Source organism: Brevundimonas sp. RM1 (assembly GCF_052907225.1).
In genome coordinates this window covers 1-26021 of the sequence record NZ_JBRERY010000003.1, presented here as the reverse complement: position 1 = coordinate 26021, position 26021 = coordinate 1, and the positions used below count along the sequence as shown (strand labels likewise).

At 68.7% G+C, this 26021-nt stretch carries 22 protein-coding genes, 1 tRNA gene and 1 riboswitch; of the genes, 10 read left to right on the top strand and 13 right to left on the bottom strand.

The genetic code is table 11. The features are described from left to right. Positions 1–17 precede the first annotated feature (17 nt). The gene (locus ACU5AP_RS03865; protein ID WP_128718957.1) at positions 18–1019 is read right to left on the bottom strand and encodes an NADPH:quinone oxidoreductase family protein; all 1002 of its coding nucleotides are present in this window, start codon (positions 1017–1019) and stop codon (positions 18–20) included. Positions 1020–1128: 109 nt separating this feature from the next. Between ACU5AP_RS03865 and ACU5AP_RS03860 the strand changes: the two genes are divergently transcribed. Together ACU5AP_RS03860 and ACU5AP_RS03855 are read left to right on the top strand one after the other, a co-directional pair. Continuing rightward, the gene (locus ACU5AP_RS03860) at positions 1129–2004 is read left to right on the top strand and encodes an isoaspartyl peptidase/L-asparaginase family protein (RefSeq protein ID WP_446680805.1); all 876 of its coding nucleotides are present in this window, start codon (positions 1129–1131) and stop codon (positions 2002–2004) included. Positions 2005–2111: 107 nt separating this feature from the next. Next, on the top strand, positions 2112–4967 hold the full coding sequence (locus tag ACU5AP_RS03855) for a M16 family metallopeptidase (RefSeq protein WP_446680804.1): 2856 nt from the start codon (positions 2112–2114) through the stop codon (positions 4965–4967). A gap of 160 nt (positions 4968–5127) precedes the next feature. Here ACU5AP_RS03855 and ACU5AP_RS03850 read toward each other — a convergent pair whose 3' ends face one another. The 3 genes from ACU5AP_RS03850 to rlmN all read right to left on the bottom strand — a co-directional run bounded on the left by ACU5AP_RS03850 (position 5128) and on the right by rlmN (position 7700). Beyond that, the gene (locus tag ACU5AP_RS03850; RefSeq protein WP_046652476.1) at positions 5128–5952 is read right to left on the bottom strand and encodes a S1 family peptidase; all 825 of its coding nucleotides are present in this window, start codon (positions 5950–5952) and stop codon (positions 5128–5130) included. A 10-nt stretch (positions 5953–5962) separates the two neighbouring features. Then, positions 5963–6406 carry a DUF350 domain-containing protein gene (locus ACU5AP_RS03845; protein WP_003166326.1) on the bottom strand — a complete coding sequence of 148 codons (444 nt, stop codon included), beginning with the start codon at positions 6404–6406 and terminating at the stop codon, positions 5963–5965. A gap of 130 nt (positions 6407–6536) precedes the next feature. Next, entirely contained in the window at positions 6537–7700 is a 1164-nt protein-coding gene (gene rlmN, locus ACU5AP_RS03840; RefSeq protein WP_003166327.1) for a 23S rRNA (adenine(2503)-C(2))-methyltransferase RlmN, read from the bottom strand. Positions 7701–7818: 118 nt separating this feature from the next. Then, positions 7819–8008, top strand: a riboswitch (yybP-ykoY riboswitch). On the opposite strand from rlmN, the gene ACU5AP_RS03835 reads away from it, so the two are divergent. Both ACU5AP_RS03835 and ACU5AP_RS03830 read left to right on the top strand, forming a co-directional pair. Next, positions 7997–8587, top strand: coding sequence for a manganese efflux pump MntP (locus tag ACU5AP_RS03835; protein ID WP_081461917.1), 591 nt, complete (start codon positions 7997–7999; stop codon positions 8585–8587). Its footprint overlaps the riboswitch before it by 12 nt. Before the next feature lie 89 nt (positions 8588–8676). Next, positions 8677–8904 (top strand): hypothetical protein, encoded by a 228-nt coding sequence (locus ACU5AP_RS03830; protein ID WP_446680803.1) that lies wholly within the window; start codon positions 8677–8679, stop codon positions 8902–8904. A gap of 504 nt (positions 8905–9408) precedes the next feature. Here ACU5AP_RS03830 and ACU5AP_RS03825 read toward each other — a convergent pair. Then, entirely contained in the window at positions 9409–9729 is a 321-nt protein-coding gene (locus ACU5AP_RS03825) for a hypothetical protein (RefSeq protein WP_046652478.1), read from the bottom strand. 517 nt (positions 9730–10246) lie between these two features. Next, a tRNA-Met gene (locus tag ACU5AP_RS03820) sits at positions 10247–10323 on the bottom strand. A gap of 199 nt (positions 10324–10522) precedes the next feature. Here ACU5AP_RS03820 and ACU5AP_RS03815 point away from each other — a divergent pair. From ACU5AP_RS03815 to ACU5AP_RS03805, 3 genes are all read left to right on the top strand, one after another. Next, the gene (locus ACU5AP_RS03815; RefSeq protein WP_446680912.1) at positions 10523–11755 is read left to right on the top strand and encodes a PQQ-dependent sugar dehydrogenase; all 1233 of its coding nucleotides are present in this window, start codon (positions 10523–10525) and stop codon (positions 11753–11755) included. Positions 11756–12048: 293 nt separating this feature from the next. After that, complete coding sequence (locus ACU5AP_RS03810; protein ID WP_446680802.1) at positions 12049–13254, top strand: acetyl-CoA C-acetyltransferase; 1206 nt, start codon at positions 12049–12051, stop codon at positions 13252–13254. Between the two features lie 17 nt (positions 13255–13271). Continuing rightward, positions 13272–15464 (top strand): 3-hydroxyacyl-CoA dehydrogenase NAD-binding domain-containing protein, encoded by a 2193-nt coding sequence (locus ACU5AP_RS03805; protein ID WP_446680911.1) that lies wholly within the window; start codon positions 13272–13274, stop codon positions 15462–15464. Between the two features lie 148 nt (positions 15465–15612). Here ACU5AP_RS03805 and ACU5AP_RS03800 read toward each other — a convergent pair whose 3' ends face one another. From ACU5AP_RS03800 to ACU5AP_RS03790, 3 genes are all read right to left on the bottom strand, one after another. Beyond that, positions 15613–16431, bottom strand: coding sequence for a TIGR02186 family protein (locus ACU5AP_RS03800; RefSeq protein WP_046652504.1), 819 nt, complete (start codon positions 16429–16431; stop codon positions 15613–15615). Continuing rightward, positions 16431–17354 (bottom strand): sulfite exporter TauE/SafE family protein, encoded by a 924-nt coding sequence (locus ACU5AP_RS03795; RefSeq protein ID WP_040346327.1) that lies wholly within the window; start codon positions 17352–17354, stop codon positions 16431–16433. Before ACU5AP_RS03795 ends, ACU5AP_RS03800 begins: the two co-directional genes overlap by 1 nt. Positions 17355–17470: 116 nt before the next feature. Continuing rightward, a complete protein-coding gene (locus tag ACU5AP_RS03790) occupies positions 17471–20263 on the bottom strand; it encodes an SEL1-like repeat protein (protein ID WP_446680801.1) in 2793 nt (930 codons plus the stop codon). A gap of 244 nt (positions 20264–20507) precedes the next feature. Between ACU5AP_RS03790 and ACU5AP_RS03785 the strand changes: the two genes are divergently transcribed. Together ACU5AP_RS03785 and ACU5AP_RS03780 are read left to right on the top strand one after the other, a co-directional pair. Beyond that, positions 20508–20726, top strand: coding sequence for a hypothetical protein (locus tag ACU5AP_RS03785; RefSeq protein ID WP_003166340.1), 219 nt, complete (start codon positions 20508–20510; stop codon positions 20724–20726). A gap of 64 nt (positions 20727–20790) precedes the next feature. Then, on the top strand, positions 20791–21297 hold the full coding sequence (locus tag ACU5AP_RS03780; protein ID WP_040346328.1) for a pyridoxamine 5'-phosphate oxidase family protein: 507 nt from the start codon (positions 20791–20793) through the stop codon (positions 21295–21297). Between the two features lie 42 nt (positions 21298–21339). On the opposite strand, the gene argF is transcribed toward ACU5AP_RS03780, so the two are convergent. From argF to ACU5AP_RS03760, 4 genes are all read right to left on the bottom strand, one after another. Beyond that, positions 21340–22257 carry an ornithine carbamoyltransferase gene (argF, locus tag ACU5AP_RS03775; RefSeq protein WP_446680800.1) on the bottom strand — a complete coding sequence of 306 codons (918 nt, stop codon included), beginning with the start codon at positions 22255–22257 and terminating at the stop codon, positions 21340–21342. A 155-nt stretch (positions 22258–22412) separates the two neighbouring features. Then, positions 22413–23588, bottom strand: coding sequence for an aspartate aminotransferase family protein (locus ACU5AP_RS03770; RefSeq protein WP_128720677.1), 1176 nt, complete (start codon positions 23586–23588; stop codon positions 22413–22415). A 134-nt stretch (positions 23589–23722) separates the two neighbouring features. After that, complete coding sequence (locus ACU5AP_RS03765; RefSeq protein ID WP_128114879.1) at positions 23723–24637, bottom strand: M20/M25/M40 family metallo-hydrolase; 915 nt, start codon at positions 24635–24637, stop codon at positions 23723–23725. Positions 24638–24723: 86 nt separating this feature from the next. Beyond that, positions 24724–25563, bottom strand: coding sequence for an ABC transporter permease (locus tag ACU5AP_RS03760; RefSeq protein ID WP_128719062.1), 840 nt, complete (start codon positions 25561–25563; stop codon positions 24724–24726). Between the two features lie 235 nt (positions 25564–25798). On the opposite strand from ACU5AP_RS03760, the gene ACU5AP_RS03755 reads away from it, so the two are divergent. Beyond that, positions 25799–26021, top strand: a 223-nt coding sequence (locus ACU5AP_RS03755) for a GcrA family cell cycle regulator (protein ID WP_446680799.1), incomplete at its 3' end; no start/stop codon positions are given.

Below are 26021 nucleotides of genomic sequence, written 5' to 3'. Positions count from 1 at the left end.
GGAGAAGGAAGCAACGATCAATCCTCCACCTTCACCACGATCTTGCCGACGGCCGAGCGGTCGCTGAGGGCCTGGATGGCCTCATGGGCGCGCTCCAGCGGGAAGGTGCGGCTGACGCGCGGCTTGATCTTGCCCTCGGCGTAGAGCTGCATCAGCTCGGCCATGTTGGCGGCGTGGGCCTTGGGATCGCGGGCGACGGCGGCGCCCCAGAAGACGCCGACCACCGACACCGACTTCAGCAAGGTCAGGTTCAGCGGCAGGGTCGGAATCCCCGCCGGGAAGCCGACCACCAGATAGCGGCCGTTCCAGTCCATCGCGCGCAGGGCCGGCTCGGCGTAGTCGCCGCCCACCCCGTCGAACACCACATCGGCGCCGTCGCGGCCGGTCGACAGCTTGAACTCGCCCGACAGCTCCTTCTGGGCCGCCTTGTCCATCGGGCCGGAGGGGTAGATCAGGCCGTTGTCCGCGCCCAGCTCCAGCGCGAACTCGACCTTGTCGTTGGTCGAGGCGGCGGCGACCACGCGCGCGCCCATCGCCTTGCCCAGTTCGACCGCAGCGGCGCCGACGCCGCCCGCCGCGCCCAGCACCAGCAGGGTCTCGCCCGGCTGCAGCTGCGCCCGGTCCTTCAGGGCGTAGTAGCTGGTGCCGTAGGTCATGATGAAGGCGGCGGCGGTCTCATAGTCCATGCCCTCTGGAATGGGGATCAGGCTGTCGGCCTTGACCTTCAGCCGCTCTACCATGCCGCCCCAGCCGGGCACGGCGACGACGCGGTCGCCCCGGAACACGCCCTTCACCCCCTCGCCGACGGCGTCGATCACGCCCGCGACCTCGGCCCCCGGCGCGAAGGGGCGCTCGGGCTTGAACTGGTATTTGTCGGCGATGATCAGGGCGTCGGGATAGTTGACGCCCACGGCCTTGACCTCGATCACCACCTCGCCCGGACCGGGCGTGGGGTCCATGACCTCCTCGACGACAAGCGATTCCGGGCCGCCGGGGGCCTTGGACAGGACTGCACGCATAGGAACTCTTTTCAGCTTTCCCCCATCGGCCATGGCGCCGACACGCCGGCGACGCTAATCAGCCTGCGGCCCGATGCAAAGAGGTCGAATAGGTTCTGAGGAGACGATCATGGCGAAACCCGCCCTCATTCTTCACGGCGGCGCCGGCGCCCGGCGCGAGCGCAACTACGACGCCGAGGTCGTGCACATGCGCGAGGTCGTCGAGGCGATGAAGGCGCGGCTGGACGCCGGGGCGTCGGCCCTGGACGTGGCGGTCGAGGCGGTCGTCATGCTGGAGGATTCCGGCCTCTACGTCGCCGGGCGCGGGGCGTCGCCCAATCTGGCGGGCGACTATGAGTTGGACGCCAGCCTCATGGACGGCGCCTCGGGCAAGGCCGGGGCCGTCGCCGCCCTGCAAGGGTTCCGCAACCCGGTCGTCGCCGCCCGCGCGGTGATGGACCGCACCCCCCACGTCATGCTGGCCGGAAACGGCGCCGCCCGTTTCGCCGCCGAACAGGGTCTGGCGCGCGTCGAAGATCCCGAGGCCTGGTACACCCGCGCCGGTCAGGGCGAGGACAACCATCCGCCCGGCGGCCTGAGCCACGGCACCGTCGGCTGCTGCGTGCTGGACAGCCAGGGCCGCCTGGCCGCCGCCACCTCGACGGCGGGCGTGTTCGGCAAGATGCCGGGCCGCGTCGGCGACACCCCCATCCCCGCCGCCGGCACCTGGGCCGACGAACACGCCGCCGTCTCCTGCACCGGCCAGGGCGAATACTTCATCCGCGTCGCCGCCGCCGCGCGCACCGCCTTCGGCGTCGCCGCCGGTCAGTCTCTGGCCGAGGCGTCGCAAGCCGTCATCGACCGCATCGGCGCCCTGGGCGGCGACGGCGGCCTGATCGCCCTGGACCGCGAGGGCAACATCGCCGCCCCCTACAACAGCCAGGGCATGAAGCGCGCCTGGCTGGCGACCGACGGCGGCGTCAGCGTCGAGGTGTTCGGGCGGTAGAGCTCCGCCCCTTTCATTACAGCTCCGTAAGGTGCGCGGCGGCTCTTCGCCCTGCTAGGCTTTCGGCGCCCGTTTCTTCGATTGCGGGCGTTGGAAAGCCGCCCCTCATGAAGAATCGCCTGATCCTGACCGCCTGCGCCTCGGCGCTGCTGCTCGGCCTGCCCGCCGCCGCCCCGGCCTGGGCCAAGGCGCCGCCCGCCGTCGCGTCTGCCGCCCAGGGCGGGGTCGAGGTGCCGCCGCTGGGCTTCGCCAAGCGGGTGCTGGCCAACGGCATGGAGGTCTATACGGCGCGCGACGCCTCGACCTCCAACGTCACGGTCCAGGTCTGGTATCGCGTGGGGTCGAAGGATGATCCGGCGGGCCGTTCGGGCTTCGCCCACCTGTTCGAGCACCTGCTGTTCAAGGCGACGAAGAACATGCCGTCCGAGACGTTCGATCGTCTGACCGAGGACGTCGGCGGCTTCAACAACGCCTTCACCGCCGACGACGTGACCGCCTATTACGAGGTCGTCCCGGCCAACCACCTGCAGCGCATCCTGTTCGCCGAGGCCGACCGCATGGGCTCGCTGGTCGTCGACGAGGCGAACTTCGCCTCCGAGCGCGACGTGGTGAAGGAGGAATACCGCCAGCGCATCCTGGCCAGCCCCTATGGCCGTCTGTTCGGCCTGTTCACGCCCGAGACCATCTATCAGGACCACCCCTATCGCCGTCCGGGCATCGGCTCGATCGAGGAGCTGGACGCCGCGACCCTGGACGACGTGCTGCGCTTCCACGCCACCTACTACCGGCCGGACAACGCCATGCTGATCGTGGCGGGCAATTTCGATCAGGCGCAGCTGGACGGCTGGGTCGACGAATATTTCGCCCCGCTGAAGCGTCCGGCGACGCCCATGCCCGCCAATGATGTGAAGGAGCCCGAGCCGACCGGCCCGCGCACCGCCACCTACTACGCGCCGAACGTGCCCCTGCCCGCCGTCGCCCTGGCCTGGAACACCGTGGCCTACAAGGACGCCGACCGCGCGGCCCTGACGGTGCTGGACGGCATCCTGTCGACCGGGGAAAGCAGCCGCCTGTACCGCTCGCTGGTCTATGACAAGCAAATCGCCGCCTCGGCGGGCTCCAACCCCGACTTCGCCCAGCAGGCGGGCAATCTGGCCGCCTACGCCATCATGGCGGGCGGCCAGACGGTCGAGACCGGCAAGGCCGCGCTGGAGGCCGAGATCGCGCGCCTGCGCGACGAGCCCGTCACCGCCGCCGAACTGGCCGAGGCCAAGAACGAGCTGGTCGCCGACGCCCTGCGCAGCCGTGAAAGCATCGACGACCGCGCCACCACCCTGGGCATGGCGCTGATCATGACCGGCGACGCGACCGCCGCCGACCGCGAGATCGCAGAGATCCAGGCCGTCACCGCCGCCGACGTGCAGCGCGTGGCCCGCCGCTATCTGACGCCGCAGCGCCAGATCACCATCAACTACCTGCCCGCCGACGACGCCAATGCGCCCAGCGAGCAGAAGAAGAACGTCGACGCCCCCGTCACGGTCGCGTCCCTGGCTCCGGCCGGTCCGGTCGCCGTCCTGCTGCCGGAGGCCGAGCGCGCCCGCCTGCCCCAGCCGGGGCCGGAAGTGTCGCCCGCCACCCCGGCCATCGCCGACTTCCGTCTGGACAACGGCCTGCGCGTTCTGGTCGCCCCGACGCAGGGCCTGCCGCTGGTCTCGGCGCGGCTGAACTTCAACGCCGGTTCGGCCCACGATCCGGCGGGCAAGCCGGGCGTCGCCTCCATGACCGCCGCCCTGCTGACCCAGGGCACGACGACCAAGGCGGCCCCGGAAATCGCCACCGCCATCGAACAGCTGGGCGCCAGCATCGGCGCGGGCGCGGGCGCCGACTTCACCAATGTCTACGCCAATGCGCCCAAGGACGTGTTCGGCCGGACCCTGACCCTGATGGCCGATCTGGTGCGCAACCCGACCTTCGCCGCCGAGGAGTTGGAGCGTCAGCAGTCCCAGACCCTGGACGGCCTGCGCGTGGCGCTGAGCCAGCCGGGCTCCATCGCCTCCCAGTCGGTGGGCCGCGTGATCTACGGCGACGCCCCCTACGGCGCGCCGGGCTCGGGCACGGTGAACAGCATCCCCGCCCTGACGCGCGACGACGTGGCGGTGTTCCACTCCGACCGCTTCCGCCCGTCGCAGGCGACCCTGGTCTTCTCGGGCGACGTGACCCCGGCCGAGGCCCGCGCCCTGGCGGATGAAGCCTTCGGCGACTGGCGCGACGCCGGTCCGGCGCCGGCCGCCATCGACAAGGCGGGCCAGACCCTGGCCCCGCGCGTCGTCGTCATCGACCAGCCGGGCGCCGGCCAGGCGGCGGTCGTCGCCGCCATCCGCGGCGTCAGCCGCACCGACGCCGACTTCTTCCCGCTGACGGTCGGCAACACCCTGCTGGGCGGCGGCTATTCCTCGCGGCTGAACCAGAAGATCCGCATCGAGAAGGGCCTGTCCTACGGCGCTGGATCGGCGCTGGGCGCGCGGGCCGAAACGGGCGTCTTCACCGCCTCGACCCAGACCAAGAACGAGTCGGCGACCGAGGTGGTCGAGCTGATGCTGGCCGAGATCGGCAAGCTGGGCGACGCCCCGGCGACCGAGGCCGAACTGGCCCCGCGCCGCGCCACCCTGATCGGCGCTTTCGGCCGCTCGCTGGAGACGGTCGACGGCCTGGGCGGACTGGTCGCCAACCTGGCCCTCTACGACCTGCCGATGAGCGACCTGGCCGACTACGCCGGGCGCGTCCGCGCGGTCACGCCGCAGCAGGTCGAAGCCGCCTTCGCCGAACACCTGCCGACCGACCGGGCCAGCCTGGTCGTGGTCGGCGACGCCTCGAAGTTCATCGACGGCCTGCGGGCCAAGTATCCGAACGTCGAGGTCATTCCGCTGACCGAACTCAATCTGGACAGCGCGACGCTGAAGTAGGGCGCCGGGCGATCTTTTCCTCCCCATGCAAATGGGGAGGGGGACCGCGAAAGCGGTGGAGGGGCTAGGACGGCGGAACCAAGCGGCCCCTCCGTCTCGCCGGCTACGCCGCCGATCCACCTCCCCGTCCGCTTCGCGAACGGGGAGGAAAATCATTCGCTCACGTCGTCAGGCAGACCACCTGGGCGACGCGCAGATCCTGACGCAGGCGATCGGAGACGGCGCCGTAGTTCTGGGTCGTCACCGCCTGGCCGAGCGCCGCTTCGTCGGCGCGCTGCTGGGCGCCGACGGTGGGCACGAAGGTGTCGGGCGCCGTGGTGTAGATGCGGCCGCGCCGGGGCGACTCGGCGATGGTCACGCCCAGCACCCGTCCGCGACGATCCAGCACCGGCGCCCCGGACAGGCCCGACAGCGTGCCCTTCAGCCCCCGTGTGCGTCCGGCCTCGGCCCAGGCCAGCACCGGCTCGTCATAGGAGCGGTGGCCCCTGATCTTCAGCGTCTCGCGGCCGATCAGGCGCGAGGCCACCTCGCCCGGCCGTCCCTGGGGGAAGCCGGGATGGAAGGCGCGCTGGCCCTTGTAGAGCGGCGCTTCGGGCGCGATCGGCAGGGCGGGCGGCCCGCCGTCGGTCAGCAGCAGGGCCACGTCCGCCCGCGCGGCCAGGCGCACGTCGGCGGCCAGGGCGCGGGTCTTGTCGATCACCAGGGCCGGCTTGCGACAGCCCTCGACCACATGGCGGGCGGTGATCCAGCGGCCGTCCCCGGCGATGGAGAAGGCCGTGCCCGACACCGGCTCGTGCTCGTCCGAAGTGTCGACGGTGACGGACGGATCAAAGGGGGTGATCGGCCCCAGCAACGGTCCTGTCGGCTCTTCGGCATGGAAGTCGTGCGGCGCATCAGCCCGCTCGCCCCGATTCAGCGACGCAACCAGGATCACGCCGATGACGGCGGCGTAGATGGTCCAGTCGGGAAGATGGGGAAAGCGCAAGGCCGCCCCCTCAACCCGTCAGGGCGGCCGCCAGGATCAAGGCGGTCGACAGCTTGGCCCCAGCCAGGACCACGGCGGCGGAGGTCTCGCCCTTCTCTATCCGTTGCGGCAGGCCGTGCAGCAGGAAGTCGACGACGCGGAAGGCCAGCAATTGCAGCACCACCGTCGCCACGCCCCAGATGGCGATGTCGCGGATCGAGGTCGACACCGACAGGGACACCGCCAGCGGAATGGCCAGGCCCACCAGCACCCCGGAAAAGGCCACGGCGGCGGCCGGATTGCCCTGGCGGATCAGGGCGATTTCGCGCCACGGCGTCAGCAGGGCATAGACCGCCGCCCCCGCCGCCAGCAGGCCGAAGGTCACGGCCAGATGCAGCATCAGGATCGGAAAGCCCGTCGCGAACGCCTGGAGTTCAGGAGTCGACAGAACGCCCGGCAACGACGAGGTCTCCATGACGACGAACCCTAGCCTCCCAGCCTGAAGGGGAACGAAACCAAAACACCCTTGCCCGAAAGCCTGACCATTCCGCTAGGGCGCCCGCGCCACAGTCGACGGACAAAGCGTCCAGACGGACGGTCGGACCTCAGGCTGCGTCCGCCTCTTCGCGCTCGGCCTTCAGACGCGCCGAGGCCCGCAGCTTTTCGCTCTCGGACTTCAGCTGGCCGCAGGCGGCCAGGATGTCGCGGCCGCGCGGGGTGCGGATGGGCGAGGCGTAGCCGGCCTTGTTCAGGATGGCGGCGAAGGTCTCGATCGTCTTCCAGTCCGAGCACTGATAATCGGTGCCGGGCCAGGGGTTGAACGGGATCAGGTTGACCTTGGACGGAATGCCCTCGATCAGCTTGATCAGGGCGCGCGCCTCGGCCGGGCTGTCGTTGACGCCCTTCAGCATGACGTATTCGAACGTCACCCGGCGTGCGTTGGACAGGCCGGGATAGGCGCGGATGGCGGCCATCAGCTGATCCAGCGGATACTTCTTGTTCAGCGGCACCAGCTGGTCGCGCAGCGGGTCGTTGGTGGCGTGCAGGCTGATGGCCAGCATGGCCGCCGTGCGCTCGCCCAGGGCGTTCAGCTGCGGCACCACGCCCGAGGTCGATACGGTGATCCGGCGCCGCGACAGGGCGATGCCTTCGTTGTCGGAAATGATGTCGATGGCGTTGGCGACGTGGTCCAGATTGTAGAGCGGCTCGCCCATGCCCATGAAGACGATGTTGGACAGGCGGCGGTCTTCCTTGGGCGAGGGCCACTCGTCCAGGTCGTCGCGGGCCACCTGGACCTGGGCCACGATCTCGGCCGTGGTCAGGTTGCGGACCAGCTTCTGCGTGCCGGTGTGGCAGAAGGTGCAGTTCAGGGTGCAGCCCACCTGGGACGAAACGCACAGGGCGCCCGCCCGGCCCACGTCGGGGATGTAGACGGTCTCGATCTCGATGCCCGGCGCCGTGCGGATCAGCCATTTGCGGGTGCCGTCCTTGGACACCTGACGCTCGACGATCTCGGGGCGGGCCAGGGTGAAGGCCTCGGCCAGTTTGGCGCGGGTGTCCTTGGCCACATCGCTCATCAGGGCGAAGTCGGTCACGCCGTAGTGGTGGATCCAGCGCCACACCTGGGAGGCGCGCATCTTGGCCTTTTCGGGCGGACAGATTTCGGCGTCGATCAGGGCCTGGCGCAGTTCGTCGCGCGTCAGACCGCTGAGGTTGACGGGCGTCTTTACCGGGGCGCTGGCGCGCGAGAGATCGAGCGAAATGCTCAAGGGCGGATGTCCTGCGGCGAAGAGTGAAGCGGCGGCGTCTAGCACAGATGGGGCGTCTTGTCGCCTTTGGCCATGCGCGGGTTGATAGACTCGGAACGAGGCGTTAGAGGGGCGGCCGTTGGGGAGTAGCTTCCGGCATATCCCAGCCGGGGTCGCGTCAACACACTTGCTCCTGTCGTCAGGAGCATGGCGCGATCAGCGGATCACCTCCGCCTAGCGAGACCAGCATGCTGCACCTGCGGGGCCGGCCCGTGCGTGGAGCGTGCTGTCATGCGTCCGGCCGAGTGTGTTTTCCCATGATGTCCCCTGTCGCCATCGCCGTCCTGTCCGTCAGCATGTCCGCCGACGCCTTCGCCGCCGCCATCGGGCGCGGCGCCCAGCACCGACCGACAGTGCCCCAGGCCCTGCGCTCGGGCCTGGTGTTCGGCGTGATCGAAGCCATCACCCCCCTGATCGGCTTCGCCCTAGGCGTGGCCGCCGCCGGCTTCGTCGCGGCGATCGACCACTGGATCGCCTTCGGCCTGCTGGGCGCGGTCGGAGCCAAGATGATCTGGGAGGCGCTGAAGCGCGACGAAGCAGAGGTCGAGGCGGCTGACGCCGGCGGCAAGGCCGCGTCGCGCGGCCTGCTGGCCCTGGTCGCCACCGCCGTCGGCACCTCGATCGACGCCGGCGCGGTCGGGGTCGGCCTGGCCCTGCTGGACGCGAACATCTGGCTGATCGCCGCCTGCATCGGCTTCACCACCTTCGCCCTGGCGACCCTGGGTCTTCTGGTCGGCAAGGCGGCGGGCGCGCGGCTGGGCAAGATCGTCGAGCTGGTCGGCGGCGTGGCCCTGATCGCGCTGGGCCTGAAGATCCTGCTGGAGCATCTGGGCGTTCTGGCGGGCTGACGAGACGCCGAAAGCCTAGCCTTGCTCCGAGACGGTTTCAGGGGGATCATTCCGTCTCGCCGCTCGTTCACCGGTTGAAGGAGACTCCCATGCGCGCCCCCCTGTTCCTCGTCGCCATCATTGTCGCGCCGCTAGCGCTCGCCGCCTGCGCTTCGACCCATCCGCTGCCGACCTATCAGCAGGAAATGGACAAGCTGGACGCCGAATGCCGCGAGCGCGGCGGCATCATCTCGCCCACCGGCCGCCAGACGGGTCGTCCGCAGACCGACTACGTCTGCAAGATCACCGGCGGCGCCTCGCGGATCCCGCAAAGCTGAGTCTCCACGGCCGCTTTATTTAGAAGAAATGGCCGAACGCCCGCTCTGTAAGATGTTCGACCGCTGATCGTCTGGCGGTGCGGCAGGAGCCACCATCTCCGGCCGCAGCCAAGAAACCGCTAAAGCAGACGCTCATTCCCGGTCATGCGCTTAAAGAGGTTGTCGAGCGCAGCGAGTAGGTATCCACCAAGTCCAGCCATATGGAGCCAACCGGCCATGCTGGATTTGGTTGCAGGCCGGGGCGATGGTCTGGCGCTGCGATCCATGTCCGCCGCCCGCACAGAACGACCGCTCATCCTCCCGCTTCGTTTTAACCCCAGCGACAGAGCTTCATCGGGATCAACTAAAGCACTCCCCCCGGTTTACTGGGGCGCTTTCTGCCGTTTGGAACCACTTCCCGCGCATACAGTTAGCCCGTCGCAGCCCGCCCCAACCCATCTAGGGCTGCCCTCTGTTGAACCGCGGAGCCCCTCGCTAGACGTCTGAGCGCCTGGCGAGGGGTCTTCAATTATCTAGGACGCCCCGCTCGAGCAGACCCACGACTACTGGGTCTTGCAGAGACGCGGCGACCTCGCGGGCAAACGCTCGATGAGCCTCAGCTTCATCCGTGATCAGGCGCTGACTGCCGTTCCGATGCGATGAAAGCTGAAAGGAAATCAGGCGCTGCTGCTTGGCCAAACGCTCTATTCGAACCAGCTTCACCCCCGCCTGATCGCGCAGAGTAGCGCGTGAACTGATGACCATGATCGACCTCCTGAACAGGCCCATAAAGGCGAGGCCGCGAAGAACCGTTCCAAGCGAAGAGAACACGGCGACGCCCGACAAGCGACAGCTCGACGAGAAGCGGCCTCCTCCGTTGTCGGCTCGGAGGATGGACGCGACGGCTTCAAAGCTCGCGTCGCCATAAGCCGCTGAATTAGGCTTAACCGCTAACCAGCGTGTAGGGTCTCGCCATCGTAGGCTAAGTTCATCTGGCCGTCTGCGACTGGTAGAGATCGGTAGCGCACGCCGAACACTCCCGCCTGAACGGCTTGGGAGTTGCCCGTGGCTTACTTTTGTTTGATCGACCTTTCGTCTTCCAACGTGCCCCATATGGAATTCTTGGAGGCTGAGTCCCCGACCGAAGCCGAGTTTGAGGCGCGCGCGCTGAGCCTGCTTCATCAGAGCGCGAAGACGACTAGCATCCTGAACGGCGAAGGCGAGGTTACGGCCGTCCTTCCGCCGCCCGGCAAGCCGTGAGCCGCCAAGAGCACGCCCATACTCGATACGGCTCGCCACGCCATCAGCGGCGCAACGGGGCGATGCGTGACCGTGTATCGCCGACATTTGACTAGGAAATCCGTGGTGGTTGGAGGCGGGATCGAACCGCCGACCTGTGGGTTATGAATCCACCGCTCTAACCATCTGAGCTACCCAACCCCTTACGGAGCATCGCGCCGGATCGAGAACGACCCCTGAGCGCGAGAGGGGTGCGTATATCGCCGCCTTCTCTCCGGTTCAAGCCGCTTCGATGCGGATTTCGTGCGGGACTATCGGTCGCGGCGCGTTTCGGCTCGCGCAAAGCGCGCCGAGGCGGCATCCTGACCGTTCAAAGCCACGCTGTTCAGGAGCAGCCATGCTGCGCCCCGCCCTCTTCGCCGCTTCCGCCGCCGCCCTGGTTCTCGCCGCCTGCGGGGCCAATGGACAGGATGAGGCGCCGTCCTCCGCCGCCACGGGCGCGCCGGTCGAGACCCGCCCGCCCAACAACCCGGATCAGAAGCCGGCGCTCGAAGGCCAGACCCGCGCCCCGTCGGTCAGCACCACGATCGCCATGCAGCACGCCGTCGTGGCCGAAGGGCTGGAGCATCCGTGGGGCCTGGCCCTGCTGCCGGACGGCCAGTGGCTGGTGACGGAAAAGCCGGGCCGGATGCGCGTCGTCAGCGCCCAGGGCCGGATCGGCGCGCCGATCAGCGGCCTGCCCGCCGTGGCGGCGCGCGGCCAGGGCGGCCTGCTGGACGTGATCCTGAGCCCGACCTTCGCCCAGGACCGGATGATCTACTGGTCCTACGCCCAGCCGCGAGACGGCGGCAACGGCACGGCCGTGGCCCGCGGGCGCCTGTCGGACGATCTGAGCCGCGTCGAAAACGTGCAGGTCGTCTTCCAGGTCAAGGACACCTATGACGGGGACAAGCATTTCGGCTCCTCCCTGGTCTTCGGCCCGGACGGCAAGCTGTACATCACCATCGGCGAACGCTCGGACAAGCCGATGCGGCCGACGGCCCAGAGCCTGGCTTCGCACCACGGCAAGGTCATCCGCATCAACGCCGACGGCTCGGTCCCGTCCGACAACCCCTTCGTCGGCCGCGAGGGCGCCCTGCCCGAGATCTGGTCCTACGGCCACCGCAACCCGCAGGGCATCGCCGTCCAGCCGGGAACCGGGGCGGTCTGGAGCATCGAGCACGGCACGCGCGGCGGCGACGAGCTGAACCTGGAGAAGGCCGGCGCCAACTACGGCTGGCCGGGCGCGGCCTACGGCATCGAGTACAGCGGCGACGCCATCCCCGGCGCGACGACGACGCAGGAAGGCACCGTCCAGCCCGTCTACTACTGGGACCCGGTGATCGCGCCGGGCGGCATGGTCTTCTACGACGGCGCCATGTTCCCCGACTGGAAGGGCAACGCCCTGATCGGCGGCCTGGGCGGCAAGCATCTGGTCCGCCTGGTGCTGCAGGACGGCCGCGTGGTCGGCGAGGAGCGCCTGCTGACCGGCCTGGGCGAGCGCATCCGCGACGTGGCGGTCGGCCCTGACGGCGCCGTCTGGGGCGTGACAGACGAGGAGAACGGCAAGCTGGTGCGGCTGGCGCGCCGCTGAGGCTGAGAACACAGGGCGGGCCGCGCACGACGGCCCGCCCTTTTCACATCCGCCGACCTCACGCGCCTTGTTACTTGACGTTGACGTAAACGTCGGCTTTCTAACGACCTGAGTTTCAATTCCAGACGCGATGATCGGGATCCGCCCGCCCACCGCCTCCCAACCAAGACGACAACCGTCCCTTATGCAGCGAGGCGCCGCGCGCCGAGCGATAGGGACACCAAGAACCCGTCCCTCATGCCGTTCGCTGCCGCGCAGCGAACGGTAGGGGCACAATAAGAGAGAGACGCTCCATGGCCGACGCCTACATCTACGACGCCGTGCGCACCCCGCGCGGCAAGGGCAAGAAGGACGGCAGCCTGCACGAGATCACGGCCCTAAGCTTGGCGACCCAGGTTCTGGAAGCCCTGCGCGACCGCAACGGCCTGGACACCGCCAAGGTCGACGACGTGATTCTGGGCGTGGTGTCGCCGGTGGGCGAGCAGGGCTCGGACATCGCCCGCACCGCCGTCCTGTCGGCCGGCTGGGGCCAGGAGACGGCGGGCGTGCAGATCAACCGCTTCTGCGCCTCGGGCCTGGAAGCCGTGAACATGGCCGCCGCCAAGGTGAAGTCCGGTGAGGCCGACATGGCCGTCGGCGGCGGCGTCGAGGCCATGAGCCGCGTGCCCATGGGTTCCGACGGCGGCGCCTGGCCGACCGATCCCTCGGCGGCCTTCCCGACCTATTTCGTGCCGCAGGGCGTCTCGGCCGACATGATCGCCACCAAATACGGCTTCAGCCGCGACGACGTGGACGCCTATTCGGTCGAAAGCCACAAGCGCGCCGCCCAGTCCTGGACCGAGCGCCGCTTCGATCGATCGGTGATCGCGGTCAAGAACCAGCTCGGCCTGACCCAGCTGGACCGTGACGAGACCATTCGTCCGAAGACCGACATGCAGACCCTGGGCGGGCTGAACCCCTCCTTCGTCATGATGGGCGGCATGGGCTTCGACGCCGTGATCAACCAGCGCTACCCCGAGGCGGCGGGCGTCAACCACGTCCACACGCCGGGCAACTCGTCCGGCATCGTCGACGGCGCGGCGGGCATTCTGGTCGGCTCCAAGGAGATGGGCGAGGCCCTGGGCCTGAAGCCCCGCGCGAAGATCCTGGGCGGCGCCTCGATCGGCTCCGAGCCGTCGATCATGCTGACCGGCCCCGAGCCCGTCACCCGCAAGCTGCTGGGCAAGCTGGGCATGCAGCCGGGCGATATCGACCTGTATGAACTGAACGAGGCCTTTGCCGCCGTGGTGCTGCGCTACATGCAGGCGCTCGATATTCCGCACGACAAGATCAACGTCTGCGGCGGCGCCATCGCCATGGGCCACCCGCTGGGCGCCACCGGCGCCATGATCCTGGGCACGGTGCTGGACGAGCTGGAACGCTCGAACAAGTCGACGGCCCTGGCCACCCTGTGCATCGGCGGCGGCATGGGCACCGCCACCGTCATCGAACGCGTCTGATCCGGGAGCGAATGACTATGGAAAACTTCAAGATCGACATCGACGCCGACGGCATCGCCACGGTCGCCTTCGACGTGCCGGGCCGTTCGATGAACACCCTGACCTCGGCCGTGATCGCCGAGATCCCGGCCATGGTCGAAAAGATCAAGACCGACGACGCCATCAAGGGCGTGGTCCTGACCTCGGGCAAGACGACCGGCTTCTGCGCCGGGGCGGACCTGGGCGACATGGCCGCAGGCATGCTGGCCGGCGGCGGCGACCTGCAGAAGGCGTTCGACACCGGCTGGGCGCTGAACGGCGCCTTCCGCGCGCTGGAAACCTCGGGCAAGCCGGTGGCGGCGGCCATCAACGGCCTGGCGCTGGGCGGCGGGCTGGAGTTCACCCTGGCCTGCCACTATCGCGTCGTCGAGAACGACCCGAAGATCCAGCTGGGCCTGCCCGAGATCAAGGTCGGCCTCTTCCCCGGCGGCGGCGGCACCCAGCGCCTGACGCGCCTGATCGGGGTCCAGACCGCCCTGATGCAGATGGCCGAAGGCAAGTCCTGGCGCCCGAACGACGCCAAGGGCGCCGGCGTCGTCCATGAGGTCGTCGATAAGGGCCAGTCGGTCGCGGCCGCCAAGGCCTGGATCAAGGCCGGCGGCAAGGCCGTCCAGCCCTGGGACGATCCCAAATTCAAGATCCCCGGCGGCGGCCCCTACCACCCGGCGGGCGCCCAGGTCTTCATCATGGGCAACGCCATCCTGCGCAAGCAGTCCTACGGCAACTACCCGGCCGTGCTGAACATGATGAAGGCCGTCTATGAAGGCGTGCAGGTGCCGATCGAGGCCGGCCTGCGCATCGAGACGCGCTACTTCATCAAGACCCTGATGACGCCGCAGGCCCAGGCCATGATCCGCAGCCTGTTCCTGTCCAAGCAGGAACTGGACAAGGGCGCCGTGCGCCCGGCGGGCGCGCCCAAGTCCGATCCCAAGAAAGTCAGCGTCCTGGGCGCCGGCATGATGGGCGCGGGCGTGGCCTATGTTCAGGTCATGGCCGGCATCGAGACCGTGCTGATCGACCAGACGCAGGAAGCCGCCGACAAGGGCAAGGCCCACGTCGAGGAGCTGCTGAAGAAGCGCCTGTCGCGCGGTCAGATGACCCAGGAGAAGTTCGACGCCACCTTGGCCCTGGTCACGGCGACGACGGACTATGACATGATCAAGGGTTCGGACCTGGTCATCGAGGCCGTGTTCGAGAACCGCGAGATCAAGGCCGACGTCACCAAGCGCGCCGAGGCTCAACTGGCTGAAGGCGCGGTGTTCGGCTCCAACACCTCGACCCTGCCGATCACCGGCCTGGCCGAGGCCAGCGTCCGGCCCGAGGACTTCATCGGCATCCACTTCTTCTCGCCCGTCGACAAGATGATGCTGGTCGAGATCATCATGGGCGAAAAGACCGGCGACGCGGCCCTGGCCAAGGCGCTGGACTATGTCCTGAAGATCAAGAAGACGCCGATCGTCGTCAACGACAGCCGCGGCTTCTACACCTCGCGCTGCTTCTCGACCTTCCTGATGGAAGGCATGGCCATGCTGGAAGAGGGCTATTCGCCCGTGCTGATCGACAACGTCGGCCGCATGACCGGCATGCCGCGCGGCCCGCTGGAGATGCACGACGACGTGGCTCTGGACCTGTCGTACAAGATCGCCAAACAGACCCGCGAGGATCTGGGCGACAAATACGTCCCGACCGAGGGCGAGCAGATCGTCGCCACCATGGTCGAGCAGGGCCGCTACGGCCGCAAGAACGGCAAGGGCTTCTACGACTACGACCAGAAGCCCAAGGTCATCTGGCCGGGTCTGGCCGAACTGGCCCCGACCACCAAGGGCGGCGCCTTCGGCGAAAGCCCCGAGGCGCTGGCCGCCATCGACGAGCTGAAGACCCGCCTGCTGTATCGCCAGGCGGTGGAAGTGGCCCGTTGCTGGGAAGAGGGCGTCATCGACGACCCGCGCGAGGGCGACCTGGGCGCCATCCTGGGCTGGGGCTTCGCGCCCTGGACCGGCGGCCCCATCACCTTCATCGACCAGACCGGCCTGAAGGCCTTCGTGGCCAAGGCCGACGAACTGGCCGCCAAATACGGCGACCGCTTCAAGGTTCCGCAGCTTCTGCGCGACATGGCCGCCAAGGACGAGACCTTCTACGGCCGCTTCGCGCCGCAGACCAAGGCGGCCTGAGGCTCAGGCACAGACTGAAACGGAAAGGGCGGCCTTCGCGGGCCGCCCTTTTTTGTTGGCGCTACGCTCGCGACGCGGTCGCTCGCTGCTTGAGCGCAGCCCCAACCTCCGCTCCTCCCGGCGGACGCCGGGATGAGCGGGTGAGAAGTCATCGGCTCCGGAACACCCGCGACGCCGCATAGCCCGTCATCGCCGCCAGCAGTACGCACAGCACGCCGTAGCTCCACGGCCGGCGGTGGGCGAACTCATAGATGTCGCGCTCCAGCCCCACCTTCTCGACCGTCAGGGTCAGGTTGGACACCGACACCGGCGTCCCTTCCTGGAACAGCCAGACCTCGGCGTAGTATTTGCCGGTCGGGGCCACGGCGGGCAGCTTGACCTCGGCGCGGAACAGGCCTCGATCGACGAACTCCACCCCCTTGGGATCGGTGTCGTAGAGGGCCGCCGCCTCCTTCAGCCGGATCACGGCGCGGCGCCAATCCAGATAGTCCTCGCCCAGACGGCTGATGACCACGTCGCGCACGCCGTAGCGGGTGACGGTGCGGGCCTCTTCCGGCGCGTCGATGCGCAGGTGGTCCACCCCCACGCCCAGACGGCGCAACTGGCCGAAGTCGGCGATGTCGCTCAGCGGCCGCGTAGAAGCGGTCATGTAGAAGCCGGGCGCTCCCTCGAACAGCACCGGGCGGCTGTTCAGCCAGACCCCCATGTTGCGCGTCTTCTTGACTAGGCGAACCGGCGCGTCGGGGCCGCGCACCACCACCACCACGTCGGCGGGTGTATCGGTCGGGTTGAACACGGCGCCGTAGAGGACGATCGACGCCCCCTTGAACCCCGAGTCCACGTCCACCCGCGCGTCCGTCAGGGCGGCGGCGACCCGCACATCCTCGGTCGTGGCGGCCGAGCGTTCGATGATGATCTCGGGCGCGGCGGCGACGGGCGGCGGCTCGGGCGGCAGAACCTGGAACATCAGTCCGCCACTCCCGGCGCCAGCAGGAACAGGTCGCCAGGCCGCACGAACAGCTCCAGCCCCATCTGGATGCCGACCAGCAGGACGATCAGCCCCAGCGCCGCGCGCATTTCCTCGGCGCGGAACCGGCCCGACAGCTTGGCGCCGTACTGGGCCCCCACCACCCCGCCCAGCAGCAGGATGGTCGACAGGACGATGTCCACCGTCTGGTTGCGCCCGGCTTGCAGCACCGTCGTGATGGCCGTGGTGATGATGATCTGGAACAGGCTGGTGCCGACGACCACGCTGGCCTTCATCCGCAGCACATAGAGCATGGCCGGCACCAGGATGAAGCCGCCGCCCACCCCCATGATGGCCGACAGAATCCCTGCGAACACGCCCAGGCCGAGCGGCGGAATGGCGCTGATGTAGAGGCCCGAGCGCGGGAAACGCATCTTGAACGGCAGGCCGTACAGCCACATGGGGCGGCGGCGCTCCTTGCGCGGCGGCGTCTCGCCCCGGACGCGGTGCAGGATCTGCGTCAGGCTTTCGTACAGCATCATGCTGCCGATCGAGCCGAGGAACAGCAGATAGGACAGGGCCACCACCAGGTCGGCCTGACCCAGCAGGCGCAGGTAGCGGAACAGCTCGACGCCGAGCACGGCGCCCAGCGCCCCGCCGACAGCCATGATGCCGCCGATGCGGTAATCGACCGCCTTCATGCCGGAATAGCGGATGACGCCCGAGGTCGAGGAGGCCACGACGTGGCTGGCCTGGCTGGCCACCGCCACCGTCGGCGGGATGCCCAGAAAGACCAGAACCGGCGCCATCAGGAAGCCGCCGCCGATGCCGAACAGACCGGACACGAATCCGACCAGCGCCCCCAGCAGAACCAGGAGCGGCCAGTTCACCGAGACTTCGGCGATCGGCAGGTAAATATCCACGGCACGCGCCTTCGGCTGGAAGGACAGGCAATCGGCGCCGGAAAGGCGACTAGGCCTTTGGTCTTAGCGGCCCCTGCGGCGAACCGCCACCCCCGGTTGAACGCGTCGTGCGCCGATCAGGCGGCCGGGGCGGTGAAGGCGTCGGCCGCCTCGCGCGCCGTGCGGCGGTCGGCCGCCGACAGGCCAGAGGTCAGGCGCTGCACCGAGGCCAGGGCCTGCTGGTCGCCGCGCCGGGCCGCGATCATGTACCACTTGAACGCCTCGACCCGATTGGGGGCCACGCCCTGGTCGCCCTTCTCCAGCAGTTGGGCGACGTTGTACTGGCTGTCGACCCGCCCGGCGGTCGCCGCCTTGGTCAGCCAGGCCAGGGCCTCGGCGCGGTTCTGCGCGCCGCCCACGCCGTCATACAGCTGCATGGCGTAGAAATGCATGGCCTTGGCGTCGCCCGCCTCGGCGGCCCGGCGGGCCCAGGCGCGCGCCTCGGCCTCGTCCGCCGTCAGCCCGGCGGCGCCGTCCTGATATAGGCTGGCCAGGCGCAGCTGCGCCGGGGCGTAGCCCAAGTTGGCGGCGCGGGTCAGGGGCTCCAGCCCGCCGTCGTCGCCGTTGTCCAGCATCTGCACCGCGCGTGCGAACAGGCCCGCGCCTTCGGTCGCCGCCGCATCGGGCGACGGCACGGCGTCGGTCGGCGCGGCGTCCAGCGCCAGGGCCGCGATCGGCGCCGTCGTCTCGGCGGGCGCCGCATCGTCGCTCGACGTCGGCGCCAGGGTGAAGCCGCCCGGCAGGGTCAGACCCGAACCGCCCGCCACTTGCAAGGTGGCGTAGCCGCCGACGACGCCCAGAGCCGCCACCGCCATGGCGCCCAGCGCCGTGCGCATGGTCGAGCTCTGACGGCCGGCCTGCTTGTCCAGACGCTCCTGCAGCTTGGACTTGCCGCCGCGCTTGGCTAGGCCGAAGGCCTGACGCGGCGCGGCCTCGTCTTCGGGCGCCATGGCCGCGCGAGCGGCCTCCAACACGTCGCGGGTCGAGGCCGCAGCAGGCTCCTGCGCCGACTCTTGCGGCGTAACGAAATCCAGCTCGGCCGAGAAGTCGTCGACGTCCGCCGCCTCACCGAGGTCGAACGGCTGACGGTCGGCGTCCTGATCGGCCGCAGCGTTCAGAATGTCGCTGACGTCCGCGCCGCCGAACAGGTCTTCATCTTCCAGAGACGCAGCCTGCGGCCAGGCGTCGGCCGCGACCCGGCCGAACGGCGCAGCCGTCTTCGGTTCGGTCTCCAGAAGGTCAGTCTCCAGCGGATCGCCGAAGATGTTCTCAGCGCCCGATGCGAAATCCGACACGGTCGTCGGGGCGTCGCCCATCACAGGCTCGACGGACCAATCCTCGACCGGATCGGCGAAGGCCGTCGCGCGCCAGTCGCCGCTGGCGGTTTCCGCCGGGGTCCAGGGCGCGGGGTCGGGGCTTTCCAGCGGCGGGGCGCGACGCGGGGCGCGATCGGCGCGCTGCTCCATGCTGTCGCGGGCGTCGGCCAGCAGGCGCGCCGTGCGCTCCTCGCTCTGACGCATCCGTTCGGCCAGATCGCCCGAGGCGCTCTCGTGACGCTGATGCATCTTGTCGGCGCTCTCCGACAGACGGCGGCCGATATCGTCGATAGCCTGGGCCGAGCGGCGCTCGGACTGGGCGATGCGTTCGCTCAGGCGATCCGAGATGCGGGCGATCTCGCCGCCCAGACGCTCCAGCGCCAGGGCGTGCTGATCGTCGGCCTGGGTCAGACGCTGGTCCACCGTCTCAGCATGGCGGGCCAGGTCGCGCTGCAGCTTCTGCTCCAGCGCCGTGATGCGGGCGTCCGACGGTCCCACGCCGCCGGCTTCGACCTTCTCGACCCGGCCGTTGAGGTTGCGGGCGATCCGCATGATCTCGCGGCCCATGCCCTCGACCGCGGCGGCCGCGCGCTGCTCGGCGGCTCGGGCCTGATCGCCGATGGCGGCCAGGGCGCGTTCGATCCGTTCGACGCGTCCCTCGGTCTCGACGGCGTCGAGGCGGCGGATCATCTCGGTGCGGCTGGACTCGACCTGGCGCGTCAGGCTCTCGGCCAGCTTCTCGAAACGCGAGGCCTCGCGCGCGTGGTCCGGCTCGATGCGGCGCTCGGCGTCGCGCATCCGCAGATCCAGGGCGGCGAACGACCGCTCCAATCCCTTCAGCGCATCAGAGGTGCGCGACTGGGCGTCGTCCAGACGCACGCCGACCTGCGACAGCAGGGAGGTTCCGGCGCCCGGCCCAGCCGCCTTCTCGACCGCCTCGATGCGATCGCGCAGTTCGCTGACGCCCGCGCGCTGGCGCTCGTCCATCTCATAGAGACGGGTGGAGACGGCGGTCAGGGCCGCGTCCAGCTTGTCCAGTCCTTCGCGCGCCTCGGTCCCGGCGTCCTGCTCCAGACGACGCAGGCGACGATGGCCCTCGCGCAGCTCTTCGGCGATGTCGTCGATGCGGCGGGCCTTGGCGGCTTCGGCTTCGTCCTGCGTCTCAAGACGGCGCACCAGACCGGCCACGGCCTGGTCGATGCCCTGGATCGCGAGGGTCGAGCGGCGCTCGGCCGCCTCCAGACGCTCGGCGATCACCTCCAGCGAAGCGCCCATGCGGCCCAGGTTCTCATGGCGGCCCAGGCCTTCATGCCTGTGCGCATCCTCGCCATAGACGTCGTCCAGGCGGCGCGAGCGGCTGCGGCGGTCATAGGGGTCCGGAATGGGCGACCGGCGCGGCAAGGTGGCGACGCCGTCGTCGTCGTCCGGCTCATCCATGATCATGGAGTTCAGCCACTCGCCCAGGGTCATGCCCGAACGTCGCGCCAGATCCTTGGCGATCTCGCGCGCCTTGGGATCGATGCCCTTCACGCTCCACGGCGCCGCTGCGGTCACTGATTCGCCTCCCGACCCATGGCGCGAACGGTATCCTTCCAGATAAAGCGTGTAAACGTGTCGTTAACCGCTAGATGTGGCGCCTCGTCGCGAGTCGCCGACGGCAGCCGACAGGCCGCTGATGCGCCCGACATGGTTAATGCCGCGTTTAGATTAACCGCGCATCAAGAAATACGGCCACGCTGGCGATCCTGCGCGCCCGAGCGCTTGCATCGCCGCCTCGGGCGCCCCAACTGGCGGCGTCATGGACGCCACGCTCACCCTGATCCTGCTGATCGTCTCGATCGCCGTCGTCGTCTTCGCGGGGTGGCGAGGGTCGCGGCCGACAGACATCATGCGCGGCCCGCGCATGATGCCGTGGCGCTTCATCATGCTGCTGGCGGCCGCCCTGGTCTTCTTCCTGCTGATCCACCTGCTGGCGGAGCTGAGCGGGCGGCCTCTGCCGTCCGCGGCGCCGTTCTAGACGGGAACGCTCCGGCGCCGGGTTGGTTGTCCTGTCTCCCCGAACGACGAGACAGGAGACGATCTTGACCGACAAGCACCTGACGCCCGCCGAGGCCGAAGAGGCCTTCTGGAAAAGCCTGAAGTCCAGCAACACCGGGATGCTGGGACTGGATCGCCCCGGCTATCACAGCCAGCCGATGACCGCCTTTCGCGAGGCCGAGACCGGAACCATCTGGTTCTTCACCCGCGACGACACCGACCTGGCGCGCGACGCGGCGACGCCGGGACAGACGGCCATGTTCAGCTACGGCTCCAAGGACCAGAAGGTCTGGGCCTGCATCCACGGCGCCCTGTCGGTGCATGGCCACGACCGGGACGTCATCGAACGCTACTGGAACCCGGTGCTGTCGGCCTGGTATCCGGACGGCAAGGACGATCCCCGCCTGACCCTGTTGCGCTTCGACGGCGACGACGGCCGGGTCTGGGTCAGCGACGGCGGCTTGATGAAGTTCGCCTTCGAGATCGCCCGCGCCAACCTGACCGGCAAGGAGCCGGACGCCGGCGACGTGGTCGACGTCAACCTGCGCTAGGCCTAATTCGCCCTCAAGCAGCGCGAAGCGCGTTAGGGCGACCTAGAAAGCTCCGAAGCACCAGGCCAGGACCGCCTTCTGAGCGTGCAGGCGGTTCTCGGCCTCGTCCCAGATCAGCGACTGCGGGCCGTCGATGACGGCGTCCGTCACCTCTTCGCCGCGGTGGGCGGGCAGGCAGTGCAGGAAGACGGCGTCGTCGGCCGCCTCGGCCATCAGGGCCTCGTCGACGCCGTAAGGCTCGAAGGCGGCCAAGCGGGCCTCATAGTCCTGATCGCCCATCGACACCCAGGTGTCCGTGACGACGACGTCGGCGCCCTTGACCGCCTCGCGCGGGTCGCTGGTCAGGTGGACGTGGGCGGCGCCCTTTTCCAGATCGCGCAGGTCGGGGTGGTATTCCGCCGGGCAGGCGACGTGCAGGTGGAAGCCGAACTTGGGCGCGGCGTGCATGAAGCTGTGGCAGACGTTGTTGCCGTCGCCGATCCAGGCGATCGTCTTGCCCTCGATCGGGCCGCGATGCTCTTCGATCGTCATCAGGTCGGCCAGGATCTGGCACGGGTGGCTGCGGTCGGTCAGGCCGTTGACCACCGGCACGGTCGAGACGCGGGCGAAGCGCTCGACGTCCTCATGGTCGTTGGCGCGGATCATCACGGCGTCGACCATGCGCGACAGGACGCGGGCCGTGTCCTCGACCGGCTCTCCCCGGCCCAGTTGCATGTCCGCGGCGGTGGCGATGATGGAGTCGCCGCCCAGCTGACGGATGGCCGCGTCGAAGCTGAAGCGGGTGCGCGTCGAGTTCTTCTCGAAGATCATGGCCAGGACGCGGTCCTTGCCCGGCGCATCGGCGTCGGCGCGGCCCTGGAGCCAGCCTTTTCGGGCGCGTTTTCGGGCGTGGGCGTCGTCCAGAATGGCGCGCAGATCAGCTGCGTCCAGGCGGTGGATGTCGAGGAAGTGACGAACCATGACCAAGCCTTCTCCCTCCCCTTCATGGGGAGGGTGGTCCCGCAGGGACCGGGTGGGGGCGGCCCTGCGAAAGTCTGGAGGTAGAAGAAAGCGTCCCCACCCGGCCTCGCCTCGCGGCTCGGCCCCCTCCCCATGAAGGGGAGGGAGAAACAGCGTCAGCCCGCGACCTTGGCGCGGGCGAACTCGCAGGCCTTCTCGAACTTCTCGATGGCCTCGCGGGCCTCGTCGAGGGTGATGTTCAGCGGCGGCAGGACGCGGACCAGGTTGTCCCCGCCGCCGGCGACCAGCAGCTTGGCCTCGTCACGGGCCCAGCCCATGAACTCGCGGTTGTTCGGAACCAGCTTGACGCCCAGCAGCAGACCCTTGCCGCGCACCTCGACGATCACGTCAGGGAAGCGCTCCTTGAGGCCGTGCAGCTGCTGGGTCAGATAGCCGGCGACCTCATTGACGTTGTCCAGGATGGCGTCCGACGACACTTCGTCGAAGGCGGCCTGGCCGACGGCCATGGCCAGCGGGTTGCCGCCGAAGGTTGAGCCGTGGACGCCGACCGTCATGCCCTTGGCCGCCTCGGCGGTGGCCAGGCAGGCGCCGATGGGGAAGCCGCCGCCCAGGGCCTTGGCGATGGCCATGATGTCCGGCGTCATGCTGGCCCATTCGTGGGCCCACAGCTTGCCGGTCCGGCCCATGCCGCACTGGACTTCGTCGAAAATGATCAGGACGCCGTACTGGTCGGCCATCTCGCGCATCCAGCGCAGATCGGCGTCCGGCGTGGCGCGGCAGCCGCCCTCGCCCTGAACCGGCTCCAGGATGATCGCGGCCGTGTTCGGGTTCTCGAAGGCGGCGGTCAGGGCGGCCTTGTCGCCCCACTTCAGCTGATGGAAGCCTTCCATCTTGGGCCCGAAGCCCTCGGTGTAGCTGGGGTTGGCGGCGGCGTTGATGGCGCCGTAGGTGCGGCCGTGGAACGAGCCGTCGAAGCCGTAGATGTCGATGCGCTCAGGCTGGCCGTTGGCGACGTGGAATTTGCGCGCCGTCTTCAGGGCGCACTCGATCGCCTCGGTGCCCGAGTTGGTGAAGAAGACGACGTCGGCGAACGACTTCTCGCACAGGGAGTCGGCCAGGGCGTCCTGCCCCGGTATCTTGAAGATGTTGGAGACGTGCCACAGCTTCTCAGCCTGATCCTTGACCGCCTGCACCAGCTTGGGGTGGGCGTGGCCCAGGGCGTTGGTCGAGATGCCCGAGACGCAGTCCAGGTATTCCGTGCCGTCGGTGGACCAGAGGCGGACGCCCTGGCCGCGCTCCACTTCCAGCGGCGCGCGATTGTAGACACCCATCAGATGACCGGACACTTGGCAGACTCCATAAAGCGAGACGGTCCCGACGCGTCTGCGACGGGACCGCTTTGGAAAAGGGCGACGAACTTGTCGGGCGCTATTTCCGCTTAGTCAACACCGCGAGGGGCGCGAATTCAGCGCAGTTGCGCATCCAGCTTCTGGATTAGGGCCGCATAGGTCCGGCCCGCCAGGTCGATGGTATGGCCCTCGACCGCTGCGATGGCGTCGTCCTTGGAGTGGATGACGCGGAAGACCTGAGGCGTGAAGCCCTCGGCCAAACCGTTGGTCTCGCCGCCGTTGAAGGCCAGCCACATCTGGTGGGCGCCGACCTCATCCTGGAAACCGAGCGAGACCACCGGCGCGCCCGCCGCCGAGAAGGCCCGGTCGTCGGACGGCGGATATTCGGGGAAGCCGACGCACTGCTGGGCGCGCTCGGCGCACAGCTCCTGCACCGCGCGGGTGACGAAGGCCGACTGCGCCCCATTGTTCTGGCCGTACATCATGGTGTCGCCATAGGCGGCGACGTCCGAGTTCACCACGGCCGCGATATTGGCGATCCCATGCGCCTCGATCCACTTCTTGGCGCCGATCAGGCCCAGCTCCTCCTGGTCGAAGAAGATGATGCGGATGCGGTGCGACAGCGGCGCCTCGCGCAGGATTTTGGCCGCCTCGATCAGGGCGACCACCGAGCCGGCGTTGTCGACCAGACCGTCCGCCATCGTCCCGTCGCGCAGCTTCACCGCGTCGTAGTGGGCGGTCAGCAGGATCTCCTTCTCGCCCTCGCCGATGACGACGACGACGTTGGAGCCCTGCATCGGACCGGCGCGGCCGCCGCCTTCGAAGGTCTCGACCGTGGGCGCAAAGCCCTCGGCTCGCAGCTGGTTCAACAGCACCTCCAGACGCTCGGCGTTGGAGGGCTTGGCGTAGGCGCCGACCTGTTCACGCAGATCGGCGGCGCGATCCTGGGCGAAAGAGGGCGCGGCCGTCAGGCAGACGACGGCCAGGCAGGCGCCGCTGACAGCGGCTTTCAGGCGAAGGTGAAACGACATGGCGAGGCCCCTTTCGCGAGACCCCTCGCCTCGCGCTCGACGCCTTGCTTAAAGCGAAATCGGTTCAGATGCGACCGCATCTGGACTCAGCTCTTCAGCCGCCAGCCCGAACGGAACACCAACCAGCAGGCTGCGCCCATGACCACGGTCAGCACGGCGCTCATGACCACGCCGACCATCAGGCTGCCCTCGGCATGGCCGATGAAGCCCGCCCGGAAGCCGTCGATCAGGTAGAAGAAGGGATTGAACTTGCTGATGCTGGCGAAGGGCTCGGGCAGGCTGTCGACCAGGTAGAAGGTGCCCGACAGGAAGGTCATCGGCATGACCACGAAGTTCTGCACCGCCGACAGGTGGTCGAACTTCTCGGACCACAGCCCCGCCAGAACCCCGACCATGCCCATCAGCAGGGAGGCGATCAGGCCGAACCAGACGATCAGGGCGATGTTGGCCAGGCCCAGCTTGGCGAAGGGCATGACGCAGATCGCCGTCACCAGCCCCACCGCCACCCCGCGCGTCGCCGCGCCCAGGGTGAAGCCGACCGTCAGCTCCAGCGGGCTGAGCGGCGGAGTCAGAAAGTCGGTGGCCGTGCCCATGATCTTGGCCTGGATCAGGCTGGACGAAGCGTTGGCGAAGGCGTTCTGCAGAATGGCCATCATGATCAGGCCCGGCGCGACGAACTCGGCGAAAGGCGTGCCGTGCAGAGGCGGCCGCGCCCCCTTCAAGGCCACCACGAAGACCATCATATAGAGCAGGGTCGTCACCACCGGCGCCGCCACCGTCTGGGCGCCCACCTTCCAGAAACGACGAACCTCCTTCAGGTAAAGAGTGCGCAGCCCCACCCAGTTGATCCCGTCATAGCGGCGAGGCTGGGGCAGGCCGTGAGGTGCGGCGGAAGAGGCGTCGGAACTGGCGATCAGGTGCGTCATGCCGCCTCAGATGCGACAGCCAAGCCGGTTTCGCAAGGCGCAGCCCCTGTGGATGACGCCCAAGAAATTGAGTCAAATCGGGACATTAACCATACTAGATGTAGTTTCTGTGGACAGGTGAATTCCCACATATTGCGTGTTTTAAGGGGTGATTTACGATTAGAGGCGTGATGAGGGGCCGAAATTCGGACTCCGGCACAAGATATTGAATCCGACTTCTCCGCAGGAGGGCGACATGAACCCAGGCTGGACCGAAGACCGCGTCGGCGCGCTCAAGAAGCTGTGGCTGGAAGGCCAGTCAGCGAGCCAGATCGCCAAGGCTCTGGGCGGCGGCGTGACCCGCAACGCCGTGATCGGCAAGGTGCACCGCCTCGGCCTGTCGGGTCGGGCCGCCCCGTCGCAGCCCGCCCGCACCACCTTCCGCCCGGCCCGTCCGCGCGCCGCCGCCCCGGCCGCGC

Bases quoted from the DNA above. Each gene is read 5' to 3' on its own strand.
- ACU5AP_RS03865 (WP_128718957.1), bottom strand. From the start codon at position 1,019: ATGCGTGCAGTCCTGTCCAAGGCCCCCGGCGGCCCGGAATCGCTTGTC.
- ACU5AP_RS03785 (WP_003166340.1), top strand. From the start codon at position 20,508: ATGGACGCCACGCTCACCCTGATCCTGCTGATCGTCTCGATCGCCGTC.
- ACU5AP_RS03830 (WP_446680803.1), top strand. From the start codon at position 8,677: ATGCGCGCCCCCCTGTTCCTCGTCGCCATCATTGTCGCGCCGCTAGCG.
- argF (WP_446680800.1), bottom strand. From the start codon at position 22,257: ATGGTTCGTCACTTCCTCGACATCCACCGCCTGGACGCAGCTGATCTG.
- ACU5AP_RS03765 (WP_128114879.1), bottom strand. From the start codon at position 24,637: ATGTCGTTTCACCTTCGCCTGAAAGCCGCTGTCAGCGGCGCCTGCCTG.
- ACU5AP_RS03810 (WP_446680802.1), top strand. From the start codon at position 12,049: ATGGCCGACGCCTACATCTACGACGCCGTGCGCACCCCGCGCGGCAAG.
- ACU5AP_RS03800 (WP_046652504.1), bottom strand. From the start codon at position 16,431: ATGTTCCAGGTTCTGCCGCCCGAGCCGCCGCCCGTCGCCGCCGCGCCC.
- ACU5AP_RS03760 (WP_128719062.1), bottom strand. From the start codon at position 25,563: ATGACGCACCTGATCGCCAGTTCCGACGCCTCTTCCGCCGCACCTCAC.
- ACU5AP_RS03835 (WP_081461917.1), top strand. From the start codon at position 7,997: ATGATGTCCCCTGTCGCCATCGCCGTCCTGTCCGTCAGCATGTCCGCC.
- ACU5AP_RS03855 (WP_446680804.1), top strand. From the start codon at position 2,112: ATGAAGAATCGCCTGATCCTGACCGCCTGCGCCTCGGCGCTGCTGCTC.
- ACU5AP_RS03845 (WP_003166326.1), bottom strand. From the start codon at position 6,406: ATGGAGACCTCGTCGTTGCCGGGCGTTCTGTCGACTCCTGAACTCCAG.
- ACU5AP_RS03805 (WP_446680911.1), top strand. From the start codon at position 13,272: ATGGAAAACTTCAAGATCGACATCGACGCCGACGGCATCGCCACGGTC.
- ACU5AP_RS03860 (WP_446680805.1), top strand. From the start codon at position 1,129: ATGGCGAAACCCGCCCTCATTCTTCACGGCGGCGCCGGCGCCCGGCGC.
- ACU5AP_RS03770 (WP_128720677.1), bottom strand. From the start codon at position 23,588: ATGGGTGTCTACAATCGCGCGCCGCTGGAAGTGGAGCGCGGCCAGGGC.